16 protein-coding genes are annotated in these 13,308 nt (G+C 38.9%); 13 read left to right on the top strand and 3 right to left on the bottom strand.

The window, feature by feature from the left end; translation table 11 throughout:
- Positions 1-523: 523 nt before the first annotated feature.
- Entirely contained in the window at positions 524-721 is a 198-nt protein-coding gene (locus tag SFC47_RS17655) for a hypothetical protein (RefSeq protein ID WP_411255627.1), read from the bottom strand.
- Between the two features lie 115 nt (positions 722-836).
- On the opposite strand from SFC47_RS17655, the gene SFC47_RS17650 reads away from it, so the two are divergent.
- The 7 genes from SFC47_RS17650 (at position 837) to SFC47_RS17620 (ending at position 7,077) form a co-directional block, all read left to right on the top strand.
- A complete protein-coding gene (locus tag SFC47_RS17650) occupies positions 837-2,783 on the top strand; it encodes a BglG family transcription antiterminator (RefSeq protein WP_411255626.1) in 1,947 nt (648 codons plus the stop codon).
- A 181-nt stretch (positions 2,784-2,964) separates the two neighbouring features.
- The gene (locus tag SFC47_RS17645; RefSeq protein WP_411255625.1) at positions 2,965-3,279 is read left to right on the top strand and encodes a PTS lactose/cellobiose transporter subunit IIA; all 315 of its coding nucleotides are present in this window, start codon (positions 2,965-2,967) and stop codon (positions 3,277-3,279) included.
- Positions 3,280-3,285: 6 nt separating this feature from the next.
- On the top strand, positions 3,286-4,242 hold the full coding sequence (locus SFC47_RS17640; RefSeq protein WP_411255624.1) for a glycosylasparaginase: 957 nt from the start codon (positions 3,286-3,288) through the stop codon (positions 4,240-4,242).
- Between the two features lie 59 nt (positions 4,243-4,301).
- Positions 4,302-5,642, top strand: a complete 1,341-nt coding sequence (locus SFC47_RS17635) for a PTS sugar transporter subunit IIC (protein ID WP_411255622.1) — start codon at positions 4,302-4,304, stop codon at positions 5,640-5,642.
- A 2-nt stretch (positions 5,643-5,644) separates the two neighbouring features.
- The gene (locus SFC47_RS17630; protein ID WP_411255621.1) at positions 5,645-6,382 is read left to right on the top strand and encodes a copper homeostasis protein CutC; all 738 of its coding nucleotides are present in this window, start codon (positions 5,645-5,647) and stop codon (positions 6,380-6,382) included.
- Positions 6,383-6,394: 12 nt separating this feature from the next.
- A complete protein-coding gene (locus SFC47_RS17625) occupies positions 6,395-6,700 on the top strand; it encodes a PTS sugar transporter subunit IIB (protein WP_411255620.1) in 306 nt (101 codons plus the stop codon).
- Positions 6,701-6,903: 203 nt separating this feature from the next.
- The gene (locus SFC47_RS17620) at positions 6,904-7,077 is read left to right on the top strand and encodes an asparagine synthase (protein ID WP_192651005.1); all 174 of its coding nucleotides are present in this window, start codon (positions 6,904-6,906) and stop codon (positions 7,075-7,077) included.
- Positions 7,078-7,211: 134 nt separating this feature from the next.
- Here the strand turns inward: SFC47_RS17620 and SFC47_RS17615 are convergent, their stop codons facing one another.
- Positions 7,212-8,018, bottom strand: coding sequence for a GNAT family N-acetyltransferase (locus SFC47_RS17615; protein WP_411255619.1), 807 nt, complete (start codon positions 8,016-8,018; stop codon positions 7,212-7,214).
- 204 nt (positions 8,019-8,222) lie between these two features.
- Between SFC47_RS17615 and SFC47_RS17610 the strand changes: the two genes are divergently transcribed.
- A complete protein-coding gene (locus SFC47_RS17610) occupies positions 8,223-8,768 on the top strand; it encodes a hypothetical protein (protein ID WP_411255618.1) in 546 nt (181 codons plus the stop codon).
- A gap of 51 nt (positions 8,769-8,819) precedes the next feature.
- Here SFC47_RS17610 and SFC47_RS17605 read toward each other — a convergent pair whose 3' ends face one another.
- Positions 8,820-10,634 carry a hypothetical protein gene (locus SFC47_RS17605; RefSeq protein WP_411255617.1) on the bottom strand — a complete coding sequence of 605 codons (1,815 nt, stop codon included), beginning with the start codon at positions 10,632-10,634 and terminating at the stop codon, positions 8,820-8,822.
- 363 nt (positions 10,635-10,997) lie between these two features.
- Here SFC47_RS17605 and SFC47_RS17600 point away from each other — a divergent pair, with 363 nt between their 5' ends.
- From SFC47_RS17600 to SFC47_RS17580, 5 genes are read left to right on the top strand one after another with little or no spacing between them, the layout of a single operon-like run.
- A complete protein-coding gene (locus SFC47_RS17600) occupies positions 10,998-11,492 on the top strand; it encodes a hypothetical protein (protein ID WP_411255616.1) in 495 nt (164 codons plus the stop codon).
- A 16-nt stretch (positions 11,493-11,508) separates the two neighbouring features.
- Entirely contained in the window at positions 11,509-11,979 is a 471-nt protein-coding gene (locus SFC47_RS17595) for a hypothetical protein (RefSeq protein WP_411255615.1), read from the top strand.
- Positions 11,980-11,990: 11 nt separating this feature from the next.
- Positions 11,991-12,419 carry a hypothetical protein gene (locus SFC47_RS17590; protein WP_411255614.1) on the top strand — a complete coding sequence of 143 codons (429 nt, stop codon included), beginning with the start codon at positions 11,991-11,993 and terminating at the stop codon, positions 12,417-12,419.
- A 15-nt stretch (positions 12,420-12,434) separates the two neighbouring features.
- Positions 12,435-12,746 carry an HIRAN domain-containing protein gene (locus tag SFC47_RS17585; RefSeq protein WP_411255613.1) on the top strand — a complete coding sequence of 104 codons (312 nt, stop codon included), beginning with the start codon at positions 12,435-12,437 and terminating at the stop codon, positions 12,744-12,746.
- A gap of 29 nt (positions 12,747-12,775) precedes the next feature.
- The gene (locus SFC47_RS17580) at positions 12,776-13,279 is read left to right on the top strand and encodes a hypothetical protein (RefSeq protein WP_411255611.1); all 504 of its coding nucleotides are present in this window, start codon (positions 12,776-12,778) and stop codon (positions 13,277-13,279) included.
- Positions 13,280-13,308: the final 29 nt, after the last annotated feature.

The following is a 13,308-nucleotide window of genomic DNA, read 5'->3' as shown; positions in this document are numbered from 1 at the left end:
ATTATCACTTGTTGGAATTTGTGGGATTATATGTTTTTGTAGTTTCTTTTGTTAGTTTTGAAGATGACTCCTAAAAAGCACAACTTTTGTACGACAATTTATTCTTTTGAAAGTAGGTGAAAGTTCCTATGATAAAAGGGTTTGTCCACTTTTTAATCAAATGATTGATTAGTAGAAATGGAATTAATCAAACGATTGATTAGAATTGCTTTAGATGTTGTCAAACCTGCGCTTTTGTATCCGTAGTGCTAAAGATTTTGTCGAAAAGAGGATTTAGTAAAAAGGAACCATGGGGACGATATTTCGTATTTATTTGAGGTTCTTAGTAGTAGCGTCATTTTTCTTTGCTGAATATATATAAAGTAATAAAAAAAGCCTAGTATTTAACATTATTAACGTTAAATACTAGGCCTCGGAATACTGAATATATCTCCTTCTCTTGTTAAGAAATCATCTGGATCTATCCTCTTGTTTTACTGCAATGATAAATCAATCTCACTCGGAGTATTACTAGGAAGTTCCGCTACTCCAACAGCTGTGCGAGTATGATGTCCTTTTTCGCCAAAAATCGTATCCAATAATTCAGAAGCGGCATCAAGAACTTTTGATGGTTCAAAAAACCAGGAGCCGTCTTAACATAGCCTCCTGTTACTTTTAATACTTGTTCAACCTCCACATTGACAACAGCAATCCACAGGCACCATCCAGTATTTTCTCGCACAAACTTCCGATTGACCCCTTGAGAAACTGTCCCTGTGGAATGCCCAGGGTTCTGGTATAATAGATGTAAAAATTGTTTACGACAACGCTGTCTGTCTGTCTGGAGGTGACCCTAAATGGATAATTTTCATCCGCGTCAACGAACGATTATAAAAATGCTCTATGAAAAGAAGGCATGGATGAAGGGTGGAGAGTTGGCTGCTGAGCTTAGGGTATCGGATCGGACGGTACGAAACGATATCGCCTATATTAATTCCGTAGTAAATATGGACCTTATTGTATCTCAAAATAAAAAAGGTTATCAACTTTCGGATTACGATAAAGCCAGGGAGATTGTCGCGAATGAAGGGGAAGGCATGCCTGTTCTCCCAGAAGAGCGGATCAACTATATCTTGAAACATCTCCTCTTTCGAGACAGGGAGCTAGATCTATATGAACTTTCGGAAATGCTTCTGGTCAGTGAAGCAACGATTGAACTTGACCTGAAGGAAATTAAGAAGCTGGTTTCTGAAAACAACCGGGACCTAAGCTTATCAAGGAAGGCAGCCTCCATCACGCTTACGGGAAGTGAAAAGGATAAGCGAGCGCTATTTAGTGAGCTTTTATTTAAGGAAACAAACAGAAATTTTTTTAATATTTTTAAATATGAACGGTACTTTCATCACCTCGACTTAGGGCTGATTCAAAGAAAGCTGATGCAGGCTGTGGAGAACTATCGCATTCATCTTAACGAAATGGCTGTGGTCAATCTAGTCATCCATATTGCGATTACCATTGACAGGATTAAAAGTGAAAATATCCTTGATATGGAAGCGGAATTGGACAAGGTGTTGGAAATGCGGGAATATAAAATGGCTGAAGAGCTTTGCGGCCAGTTAGAGGATGATTTTGGAGTCAGATTCCCTCGAGGAGATATCATCTATATTTCCTACCTTATCTTAGGGAAAAGCATTATTAAAAATAAATATAAAGAAAAAATCGAACTTGAGGGGATAATCGACCCCCAAATAGCAAGTCTTACGGAGGCGCTGATTACTTCTATCAATAGGGAATTCTGCATCAGCTTTGAAGAGGACGATAACCTTTTTATCGGATTATGTCTACATATTAAAAGAATGATTGAAAGGGTCAACAGCCAAGTTCTGTTGCGGAACCCCTTACTGGATGAGCTGAAAATAAAATATCCGTTTATCTTTGAACTTGCTGTTTTTGTTTCGAAGGAATTTTACAAAATAACAGGATTAGTCATTAAGGAAGATGAGATTGGATTTATTGCCCTTCACCTCGGAGCTGCCTTTGATAGTCTTAATGGGAACCAGACCATCAAACGGAAAATCGCTCTTATTTGCCCGACGGGTTACACGACAAGCGAGTTGTTGAAGTCAAAACTGCATTCCTTGTATCAGGATAAGGTTGAAATTCTTGGAACTTTCTCCTTTATGGAGCTGGATAAGCTGATGAAGCAGGAGCCGGACCTCATCCTTTCTACCGTTAAATTTGATTATGAACTGGACTTCAAGGTGATAGAGGTATCGCCATTCCTTGATCAGAACGATATTGAAAAAATAAATCAACATTTATTTCTCTATGGAAACGATATCGGAAGAACTCGTTTTTTGAATGACATCAACTATTTTTTTAGAAAAGATCTTTTCTTTAAGGGCATCATGTTTAAGGATGAATGGGATGTTATTGAATATCTCGGGAGCGAGCTCTCTAGAAAGGGATATACGCCAGAGGAGTATGCTAAGCTCGTGATCGAAAGGGAGAAGATTTCTTCTACGTCCTTTGGAAATCTTCTTGCGATTCCGCATCCGATTGTGATGAATGCGTATGAGACGGTCATTGCGGTGTCGATTCTGCAAAAGCCGATGATGTGGGGGAAAAACAAAGTCCAGCTTGTGTTTATGTTTGCCCTTAAGGAAGCGGACAGAAAGAAATTAAACGAACTTTATAAGCATATCATTGAAATCGTTGAAAAACCGGAGGGGGTCCAGTACCTAATCAAATCTAATAATTTTGATGAATTTATCTCACGGATTTTAACCTATGATGCAAATTAATCCCGGCTTTTAGCCGGGATTTTGTTGTCTTCCGCATTCTTGCCATTTCGTTTCCGTACTCCCTGCAATAAATTTTTTCCGAATGGTTAGGAAAAGGTTTATTGGAGACGGAATGTGATGGAGAACTATAATACAACTTAAGTAAGAAGTTATTTATTTTTGCAGCAAGGAGGTGAAGCTGGTGAAAGCGGTCGAACAAACTGCATTTGAAATTATCGCATCCGCAGGGGATGCCCAATCCAAGATGATGAGTGCTCTTCAGTGTGCACGAGAAGGAGATTTTCAAGAAGCAGAAAATCTTATGAATGAAGTAAACACGTCACTAGCAAAGGCACATAATGCCCAAACGGGTTTGATTGTGGAAGAAACAAGAGGGAACAAATCGGAGTATTCAATCATTATGGTTCATGCCCAGGATCATTTAATGAATGCGATACTAAGTCAAACATTAATCAGTGAAATGATTCATTTGTATAAAAGATTAGAGGAGAAATAAGGGGGGATGAAGGTGAAGTGGGGTATTATTGCAACCTGGCGGATGGCCAAAGAAGGCGTGGAAGCCGCTAGTGAAATGCTTAAGCAAGGCGGAAGTTCAGGTGATGCAGTGGAGACAGCTGTAGGGATGGTAGAGGACTATCCCCTTTATAAATCGGTGGGGTATGGCGGACTGCCAAATGAAAATGGCGAGGTTGAACTTGATGCCGCGTTCATGGATGGAGATACCCTTTCCATCGGTGCGGTAGCAGGGATAAGGGACTACAAAAATCCGGTGTCCATTGCCAGACGCCTGAGTGAAGAACGATTTAATACCTTCCTTGTGGGAAATGGCGCCGAGGAATATGCCCATAAAAATGGGTTTGAAAGAAGGAATATGCTGACGGAAAGGGCAAGAAAACTTTGGGAAAAGCGGGTCAAAGAGATAGCTGAGAAAAACCTGAGCCCTTACGATGGCCATGATACGGTCGGGATGGTTTCTGTTGATTCCAAGGGACAGATGGCATCCGCCACATCCACAAGCGGACTGTTTATGAAAAAAAGAGGAAGAGTGGGGGATTCCCCGCTGTCAGGTTCAGGATTCTACGTTGATAGCAACATAGGCGGAGCTTCGGCAACCGGACTTGGGGAAGATCTAATGAAGGGCTGTGTGTCCTATGAAGTGGTCCGTTTGATGAAAGAGGGCATGCATCCTCAGGCTGCTGCCGAGCGTGTGGTGTATCAGTTTACCCGCTATCTGACAGAGAAAAGCGGAAAAGCGGGAGCGATGTCAGTGATTGCCATGAACAACCATGGTGAGTGGGGAGTTGGCACTAATGTGGAGTTCTCTTTTGCCGTGGCCACCTCAGAAGAAATGCCAATGGTGTATGTGGCCTCCCCAAAAGGGGACAAAACTGTATACGAACTGGCATCGGAGGAATGGCTTGAAGCCTATACTAAGCGGATTACCAGTCCAGTTGAATAAAAAGTAAACAGCATTCGGGGGTTTTAGGGCCCTAACTACTATAAAAGGGGGTACAGTATATGGAAAAAATTCAAAGATTCCTTGAGACCAAACTTTTGCCTGCTGCAACAAAGGTGGCCGGGCAAAGACATCTTGCCGCGATCAGAGACGGATTTATCTCGTTTATTCCATTTTTAATTATCGGTTCCATCTTTATCATTATTCAAGATTTCCCTGCGCCAGGCTGGCAGGAGCTGCAGGTTAAACTATTTGGGGAATTTTTTAATCAATTTATTATTCTTCCAAAGCGGGTAACCTATGATATCATGTCGATCTTTATTGTTGCGGCGATATCTTATAAACTCGCACAATCGTATAGGATAGATGCCTTCTCGGCTGCGATGTTGTCTATTAGTGCCTTTATCCTGGTAACACCTATTAGTACGACCATTGACATTGATGGTACTTCACATGTGGTGGAAAAGGTCATCACAGTTGGCGGCTGGTACGGTACGAACGGAATTATTGTAGCCATTATTACGGCTCTAGTGGTAACCGAAATGTTCAATTATTTTATTAAAAAAGGAATCATCATCAAGATGCCGGATGGTGTGCCGCCAGCGGTATCACGGGCATTCTCAGCACTTCTTCCGGGATTTGTCATCATTGTTGTGATGCTTTTGGTCCGATTGTTATTCATGCAAACACCATATGAAAATATCCATGACTTTATTTACCAAGTGGTTTCATTACCGATGCAGAGTTTGGTCGCTAATAATATTTTTGGTGCCATCGGGACGGTATTTGCCATCAGTCTTCTCTGGTGTTTAGGATTAAACGGCGGTACCATTGTAAACGGAATCATGAGACCGTTTTGGGTACCGCTTCAGGACGAAAACCTAGCTGCAATAGAAGCTGGGAAAATTGCACCCAATATTATTACCGAGCAGTTCTTTGATATGATTTGGATTGGCGGTGCAGGCGCAACGCTTGCGGTGGTCTTGGTGCTATTATTCAAGGCAAGGTCAAAGCAGTACAAGGAGCTTGGAAAAATGTCACTGGCTCCGGGATTATTTAATATTAATGAGCCGATCATGTTTGGATTACCTGTGGTTTTAAATCCAGTCTTGATGCTTCCGTTAATCCTTGGGCCGATCGTGATCACCGTCCTTAACTACAGTGCTATGGCGCTTGAGATTGTCGCTAGGCCGACAGGAGTCATTATTCCATGGACAACTCCGCCTTTAATCCAAGGATTCTTGATAACAGGACATTGGTCAGGTGCCTTGCTTCAATTAGTCGATATCGTCATCGTCATGCTCATTTGGTTACCGTTCATAGCCGTGATGGACAAGAAAAAGGTAGCCGAAGAAACAGGTGTTCAGGATAGCAAGAATTCAAAAGGGAAAATGGGAGCTTAGTCATGAGTGAGAATCGTGAAGTCCTGATAGATCGTATTGATTCCACACCTGTAGATGAGGTGAAAATGGAACTGATTGCGGCAACGATTGAGGATGCAAAGAAGATTGAAGCCTATGGCGGCGACAGGATTGAGCTTGTCAGTGCACTTTCAGAAGGCGGATTAACGCCAAGCTATGGGCTTATGAAATCGGTGATCGAATCTGTTAGGATACCTGTCAATGTAATCATAAGACCGCATTCACAATCCTTTGTTTATTGTGATGAAGAGATTGAGATGATGAAACATGATATTAGAATGGCCAAGGAACTTGGAGCCAATGGTGTCGTGATTGGCGCTCTTAATGAGCAAAACCAAATATGTGAACAGAGCCTTAACAGACTCCTTGGGGCCGCTAAAGGGTTAGAGGTTACCTTTCACCGGGCAATCGATGAACTGGAACATCCAGCGGAGGGAGTAAAGATTCTTTCCAACTATAAAAGCATAAATAGAATTCTGACGTCAGGCGGGAAAGGCAGCTTGAGTAAGAATAAGGAGATCATACGAAATATGGTCCTTCACTCCGGTCACATTAAGATTTTGGTTGGAGGGGGCTTGAACTTTGAAAATGTAACGGAAATCATGCAAGGGACAAATGCCCCGGAATATCATTTCGGAACCGCTGTGAGGGTGGAACGTTCTCCTTTTAAGAATATAAGTGAGGACTTGCTGAAAAAACTCTATGAACTAGTAAAGAAATAGGAGGAACGATAGATGAATATTATTTTAGTTTGCTTTGCAGGTATGTCAACAAGTATGCTGGTCAGCAAAATGGAGAAGGTCGCAGCGGAACGTGGGATTGATGCTACTATTAGCGCTATGCCGGCAACAGAAATCTATGATGAACTAGATGGGGCGGATGTTGTTCTATTAGGACCACAGGCTCGTTATGCCCTAGATAAAGTAAAAAGTGAGGCAGAACCTAAGGGAATTCCCGTTGCGGTCATTGATTCCATTCTTTATGGAACCATGAACGGTGGAGCTGTTCTTGACATGGCTTTAGATATGGCAAAAAAATAAGATTATAATCAAGGAAAAACGGTCAAGCTTTTTGAGATTGACCGTTTTGACGTATATCAAAATCGGGTGCAATCCACTGTCACTCTTTTGCGAGGAGCCAAAAGCAATTATAGATTTTATGTGATTTTTATAATTAATGAGTAAAAAGGGAAAAGTATTAGTTGGTGCCTAAACACCACTAACTTCGATGTGGAGGGATATTCATGGATATTCGCGAGGGCTTGATTCCAACGGTATTAGGTACGGCGGTAACAGCAACTGGATATGCCTTAAAACAAAAACGAGGTTCCAACAAAATGATAGCCAATACAGTCTTCGGATTTGGACTTGCTCATATTGTGTTAGGGGCCATTGATCTTGTGGAACATCGACGTTAGGTAAAAAGACGAGCACTATTTGTGTGCTCGTCTTTTTATTTATGTGACCGTGGGGACGGTTCTGATGGTCTTTTTGGAGGTTCAAAGTAAGTAGGGCCATGAAGTTTGCGCAACAGGCTCTTACTTCCATTCCTCTATTCTTTCATCCAAAAGGAATTTATAAATACAGTCCGAAATCCAACTTTCAGCATATTATTATGGCTTGCCGAACCGAACTCCACATCTGTAAAAATCTTCGTTAGCCCCATTTCTCCTGCCACTTTAATTCGATGATGCAGCAATGCTTTTTGAACGCCTTTCCCTCTATATAAAGGGAATGTAAAATCATTAGCGATATATCCTTTCTCTCCGTGAATAAAGAGAGAACCCATTCCGACTGCTTCCTGACCAATATAGGCAATGAAATTCTGAAAGAAAGGCCCAACGAAATATGCTGCTTTCCTTTCAATCAGTTCATCCTCTATTTCCATTTCATTCGAACGTGCGATGAGCTGGAGAAATTCCACTACATTTTCCTTCGTTACTTTTACAAGTTTTACTTCATCGTTATGTTCATACTCACCGATCTTAGGTTCCATCTCTAAAAATACCAGTTGTTCCGCACAATGGAATCCTTTACTCATTAAAGATTTTGAAACCTCAATGTTTATATTATTTGGCGTCATATCAAAGCAGGGAGTTATTTGCTCTGAATCGTATATAGCTAAAATCTCGTCTATTTTATCAAGATCGTTTAATCCGAAGCCTTTAATACGATTGTAATAGATAGAGCTCGGTGAATTGGAGTCAATAAGCAGAATACAATCCCCGATGTTTTTGAGTTGTAGATTTTTATCTACAGGGGAGAGTGCCCTTTTGGAGTTGAAAGCAGTTAGTGCTAATTCCATTTCATTTATGCTATCTACTGCAGATAATACATTTTGTTTATTTTCCGATGTCATATTTCATTCACTCCCATTTTACAGGTCAATAATAACTTGGAATATTATAGCATATCATTTGGTACAGCCCTTAAGGTGTCAAATCAGTTGGTGAGGGAAGGAGTCATAAATCTCGAGATGAATCTGTGTTTTATAAATTGACAGTAAATGACTTATAATTTTATTATCAATGGATATAAGTTTACTAGCAATAGGGGGATTTAGGTGAAGAAGTATATTTTAATAGCTGTTCTTTGTTTAGTGGTAGTAATCAGTGTTACTTTCTTTTTGTCATCCACTCCTACCAGCCCTGTTATTCCTACTACCTCCCTAGAAAAGAGTGTTTGTGAAAGAGTATCCACACAATTTGGTGATTGCAAAAGAATTCTTCTCTATGATTCTAAATCAAATGTAGTATTCGCTGAAAGTAGTTCGGGAATCATTCCGGTGCTGACGAATAAAGAGTTTACTGGTTTTAAAAAGTTTATTTATCCGGAAATGGACTTCCAGGAGTTCAGCGAGGAGAGAGGTGATAGAGGACCTATAGACTGGCGGGCAAATCATAAGGTTCAAAAGGATTTCTCCATTATCTACGGATTTGCTGAGGATGCTGCCAAGACTATCGTAATAAATAGTGAAGGCAATATACAGCCAAACCGATTTTTTGTCAGGGACAACCTGTGGGTTTGGTATGTCACATTTGAGAAGGATAAAGTTACATTGCCTGTTGAGGTTACGGTTTATGATGCAGGAGGGCAGATTATCCATTGAACAGGTGATTAGATAAAAAAACCTACGATAATAAATCGTAGGTTGCATATTTTATAGGGTGGCAGCACCCGCTAATGCAGGACTAGTTAGTTCTAATGGTGTTTTGCATTTACCACATTTCAGATTACCATTTTGATTTTCGAGTAGTTTAACGATTGGAATACGTTTTTTTGCTCCACAACTAGAGCAAGTAATATATTCATAAAGATCTTCATTTGATGCATCAGCCGAACTCGAAACCTCTACTAAGTGTGCTAATTCTTGTATAATATCAGCTTCATTTGGCAGCGTGATTTTCTTACGATTCGATGCAACAGTTTTGATTGCTGGTCTGATGATTCCTCTTGCATAAGAGTGTTTATCGGTGGAAGCGTACATTTCTCTTAGTTCTTTTCCCATATTATACTTATCTTTAATTAGGTCACTGACCTTATTAATCTCATTTTCATTTAAAAGATAATCGAAGGCAAGTTGTGAAAATACAGTATTGAAGATTTCTAACATTTTAGGTGCATCATCTTCAATAAATTTATCCAAAATGGTTTTTGTTACTTTTGAAGAAGCACCTCCACCTAATAAAGAGCCCGCAACAGCTCCTACAACAGCGCCCACTGCATTTCCAACACCAGGCACAATGGAACCGAGTGCAGCACCCGCTGTTGCTCCGGCTGCCCAGCCGGCTGTACCTCCTGCTACGCCTGCAGCTGTGTTTGCTATATTTTTAAATAGCTGAGGGCCAGACATTTTACCTTGTATCGTTCTGGTAATATCAGCGCTTGAAAGTACAGTTGTTGTTACGACACCTGTAACAATGTTCCCTCTTAATAACTTGGAAACATGATTTAATGCAGCACCGCCATAAATTGCTTTATTACTTAAGCCTAATGCTATTTTTGACGCTGCATTTGATCCCATCTTTTTAACTAGGGCATCTGTTACCGGCCTTAATGTTTTATCAATGCCCGTTTTTCCAATTTGGGAGGTTAGAATATTGGAGATAAAGGTAGTCCCAAATACCTTGAGTCCCTCTTTTACAGAGTTTTCCATTGCTACCTCAAAACTTTCACCTCTCCAAATGTTTACGGCGAATGAAATGGCTGAAGAGATTCCCATGGATTTTGCAGAGAATTCAATCCCGTTAAGGGCATCAAATTTCAGAGAATCAATCGTACCGAACTTTGCGATATTTTTAGCCTGTTCATAAGTAAATGATCCCTTTCTGACAATATCCTTTGCCTGACTAGGATCTAAAATGCCAGGTACTTGTCCTTTTTTTATTCTTTCCTCCATTGCTTGAAGTGCAGATTCATATTTATCTGCAGGAACTTCGATTTGCATCGGTTTTCCATTCTGCATATATTTGAAGCTCTCATTTTCAAAGCATTCAGAAATACACTTGGAACCAGTACTACAATATTTTGTTTGAATATAAACGTCATTTACCAAGCGGTCTGGCCCATTCTTTTTATTATCACTCCCTACAAGATGGGCGTCTTTCCCAGTGAATTTATCATGTAAGTGGTTTGCTTGTTCGGCAGCAAAACCATGTCCTCTTGTACCCTGAAAGCCTATTTGATCAGCATAATTATTAGAACTTCCTGCAACTCCTGAGGAGTTTCCAGCATTTTGTGCTGCGGAAGAATGAGGTGTTTTACTTTTAAAACTCTTGGATTCTTGTATTTTTATCATTCTGGCTACCTTCCTTTGGCTGCCATCTGTAAATGATGAAAATTCTACTTTAACTTGAGAAGCAATCTTAGCAGGTGAATCGACATCAACTGCCTTGAAAAAATACGGAATCCCATTTGTTCCGTATAAAATACCTTCCTGATCTTCTGAGTTAAAACTAAATATGTACCCCTCCAAAATTCCCACTCTCCACAATAAAAGTAAAATCCTAATCTAGTTATATATTCCTATAATTATAAAGTCAATAATTGGTTATTTTCGCTTTTTAATAGATAAAGGTCTTTGTTAACACCAAAAGAGCTGTGATAAAAGCCTGTTAAATATACCAAAATGCCTAAAATAAAGAGAATTATAACCTACATAATCGTCAAATCATAATCGCAAACCATAGAGTATTGAAGAAATTTGTCGAAAAACTTTGTCGATATATAGGTTAACGGTAATGGTAAAATTGAAATAGAATTTTTATATTTTTCATAGGATTTTTATCCATGGTTATATAGCTTGTTTTAAGTACAAAAATAATAAAGGAGCAAATAAATGGAAGATAGACCGTACTATTTTGACCGTGATGGGAAGATAAATTTATTGACGATGGAAGACAGGCTGGACATGTATACCCGTTCTATTCAGGAGAAGATTCCTGAAAAGGATGATGCCGAATTTGCATTGGAGAAATTGCAGGAAGTATTGTCAGAGATGAAAGAGTTTATCATTGAAGCACACAGCTTTTCTCTTTTCGGTGAGAGCCCTTATTGGCGGGATTATCTTCAATTGTTATCGAAAATTCTATTTTTAATTGGTAAATGCAAATTCATTTACGAAGAATATGAGGAAGCTACCAAATGGATTATTGTAGGTGCTGAAGTTAGTCCTGGATATGATCGCCAAACGGCAATTTACTATGATGCTTTATTGCATAAAGCATCGCTTAAGACAAAGGAACCTTGTCGGCTCAGTTTACTTGAAAATGCTCATTCATTACATCCCAACTATGAGCATAAATATCAAATTTTAATAGAATATACACTATGAGGTTAGGAGTAAGACAATGAATCTATTGGCTGCATATATTCATAGGGCGTTGTACCGCAGAAATTTCTTATATGAAGAAAATATCGAATATCTAGAAGGAGACTGCACCAAATTCGTAACGCCATTTACTATTACTTATGGCGGGCCAGCTTATTTTGAAGATAAGGAAATCTATATAAATCTATTTGTTGATGATAAATATTCATTAGTAGACGTGTACATTACTGACTACGTTTTTCTAAAAGATTCAATGAGGGATTTCCGCAAGGAGCTCCTGCTAGATCAGATTAATGCTATTAACAAGGAAAATTCCTTGTGCCGGTTTTTTATAGATGAGGATTGGGTCAAGGTGAAATATAGTTTTGATTTTATCCCTACAGAAAACTTAGAAACGACCGCAGATAACATAGTTGGAACGATTTTTGACAATATCGCCCATTATATGGCTGATAAAGCGATAATACTGGAAGATTTAGTTGATTATTAAAGGAGTCACACATGAAAACATTAGCAGATCATTTTAAGGACTATTTCACATTAGTAGATATCCCAGTCAGTTTTGATGCATTTTCATATGATGAATATGACCAGTACGTCGTTTTCAAACATTTATGCCAAGTCAAGAAATGTGGAAATTTGTTGATAACCTGGGAGGTACATGAGAATTATGTCAATATCACCATTGACGATTTCTTTGATTTCCCTTATGAAGATAAATTGGAATACCTAGAGCTTTGTAATGAAATTAATGAAAAAAGCAGATATGCGACATTTTATGCTGACGAAGCTTCCATTAAATTAAAACATACTGTATTTTTGCTAGACTATAACAATATGGAAAATACTGCTCAGCATGTGATTGATTATGTCACAAATAACTTGGTTATTTTAGCGGAACGAACAATTGATGATTTTAGGAACCTTTAGGAATGAGGCGGCAAGTTGAATAGTGATAACCTAGAATTTTTTAAGAGTTTAAAGGTTAAAGGCGTATCATTTGATCGACGACAAGATGTCATAGCAAAAATGGATAGTTTAGATCGAATTGTATTAAAACGAGAAAGAAGTAATGAATATGATGGAAATGCCATCGCAATCTATACGATTCGAAATGAACAAATTGGCTATATTGATCGAGAAGTATCTACGGAATTAGCTGCTATCATGGATGAAGGTAGAAAAGTCGCTGCCTCTATTTCAAGAATTAATGGGGGAAGCGGTACCTTTATGGTGTTGTATTGGACATCTACATAGAAAGACCAAAGGCTTACGCTTTTTCCTTCATGAATGATGAACCACAGTTAATGAAGAAATTTCAGGAAAATCTTTATTTAAGCCATTATGATTCTAAAGAAATTGGATTTCTTCAATCTGTCCTTGAGAAACTGCCTCAATCCATACAGTGTTTCCATTTTATCTCCTATTATATCATTGAGAATTATGAAGCAGGTGTCGATTTTACTTGGGAGCTAATCAACAAGGCAGAGATAACATGGTATGAAACGCTGCTTCAATTGGCAGACTTTGATGTAATGAATGTTACACCATCTCACTTTATGAAGCTGCTATTAACAGATCTTTATTTTTGTTTTCACATAAAAGACGTAATTTACTTATTAACAAGATTAGATAATGGTGAAACAGGATTGGAAGAGGATGTTATGGTAATGCTCCAGAAATCTGCTGATGAACTTGCTAGGTTTTTCGGCAGCGAATTTACTCATATTTACAACCAATGGGGGCTTTTAGTACGGCATTTAATAGAAAATAAAAAAGAAACTATATAGGTAATTTGCCTATATAGTTTCTTTATATT

This window comes from Neobacillus niacini, assembly GCF_046591715.1.
GTDB classification, from domain to species: Bacteria; Bacillota; Bacilli; order Bacillales; family Cytobacillaceae; genus Neobacillus; species Neobacillus niacini_L.
The sequence above is the reverse complement of the archived record's forward strand: the minus strand, read 5'-3'. Positions and strand labels throughout refer to the sequence as shown.

Coding starts and splice junctions, on each gene's coding strand:
- SFC47_RS17650 (WP_411255626.1), top strand. CDS start 837: ATGGATAATTTTCATCCGCGTCAACGAACGATTATAAAAATGCTCTAT.
- SFC47_RS17640 (WP_411255624.1), top strand. CDS start 3,286: ATGAAGGTGAAGTGGGGTATTATTGCAACCTGGCGGATGGCCAAAGAA.
- SFC47_RS17635 (WP_411255622.1), top strand. CDS start 4,302: ATGGAAAAAATTCAAAGATTCCTTGAGACCAAACTTTTGCCTGCTGCA.
- SFC47_RS17630 (WP_411255621.1), top strand. CDS start 5,645: ATGAGTGAGAATCGTGAAGTCCTGATAGATCGTATTGATTCCACACCT.
- SFC47_RS17625 (WP_411255620.1), top strand. CDS start 6,395: ATGAATATTATTTTAGTTTGCTTTGCAGGTATGTCAACAAGTATGCTG.
- SFC47_RS17620 (WP_192651005.1), top strand. CDS start 6,904: ATGGATATTCGCGAGGGCTTGATTCCAACGGTATTAGGTACGGCGGTA.
- SFC47_RS17615 (WP_411255619.1), bottom strand. CDS start 8,018: ATGACATCGGAAAATAAACAAAATGTATTATCTGCAGTAGATAGCATA.
- SFC47_RS17600 (WP_411255616.1), top strand. CDS start 10,998: ATGGAAGATAGACCGTACTATTTTGACCGTGATGGGAAGATAAATTTA.
- SFC47_RS17595 (WP_411255615.1), top strand. CDS start 11,509: ATGAATCTATTGGCTGCATATATTCATAGGGCGTTGTACCGCAGAAAT.
- SFC47_RS17590 (WP_411255614.1), top strand. CDS start 11,991: ATGAAAACATTAGCAGATCATTTTAAGGACTATTTCACATTAGTAGAT.
- SFC47_RS17580 (WP_411255611.1), top strand. CDS start 12,776: ATGAATGATGAACCACAGTTAATGAAGAAATTTCAGGAAAATCTTTAT.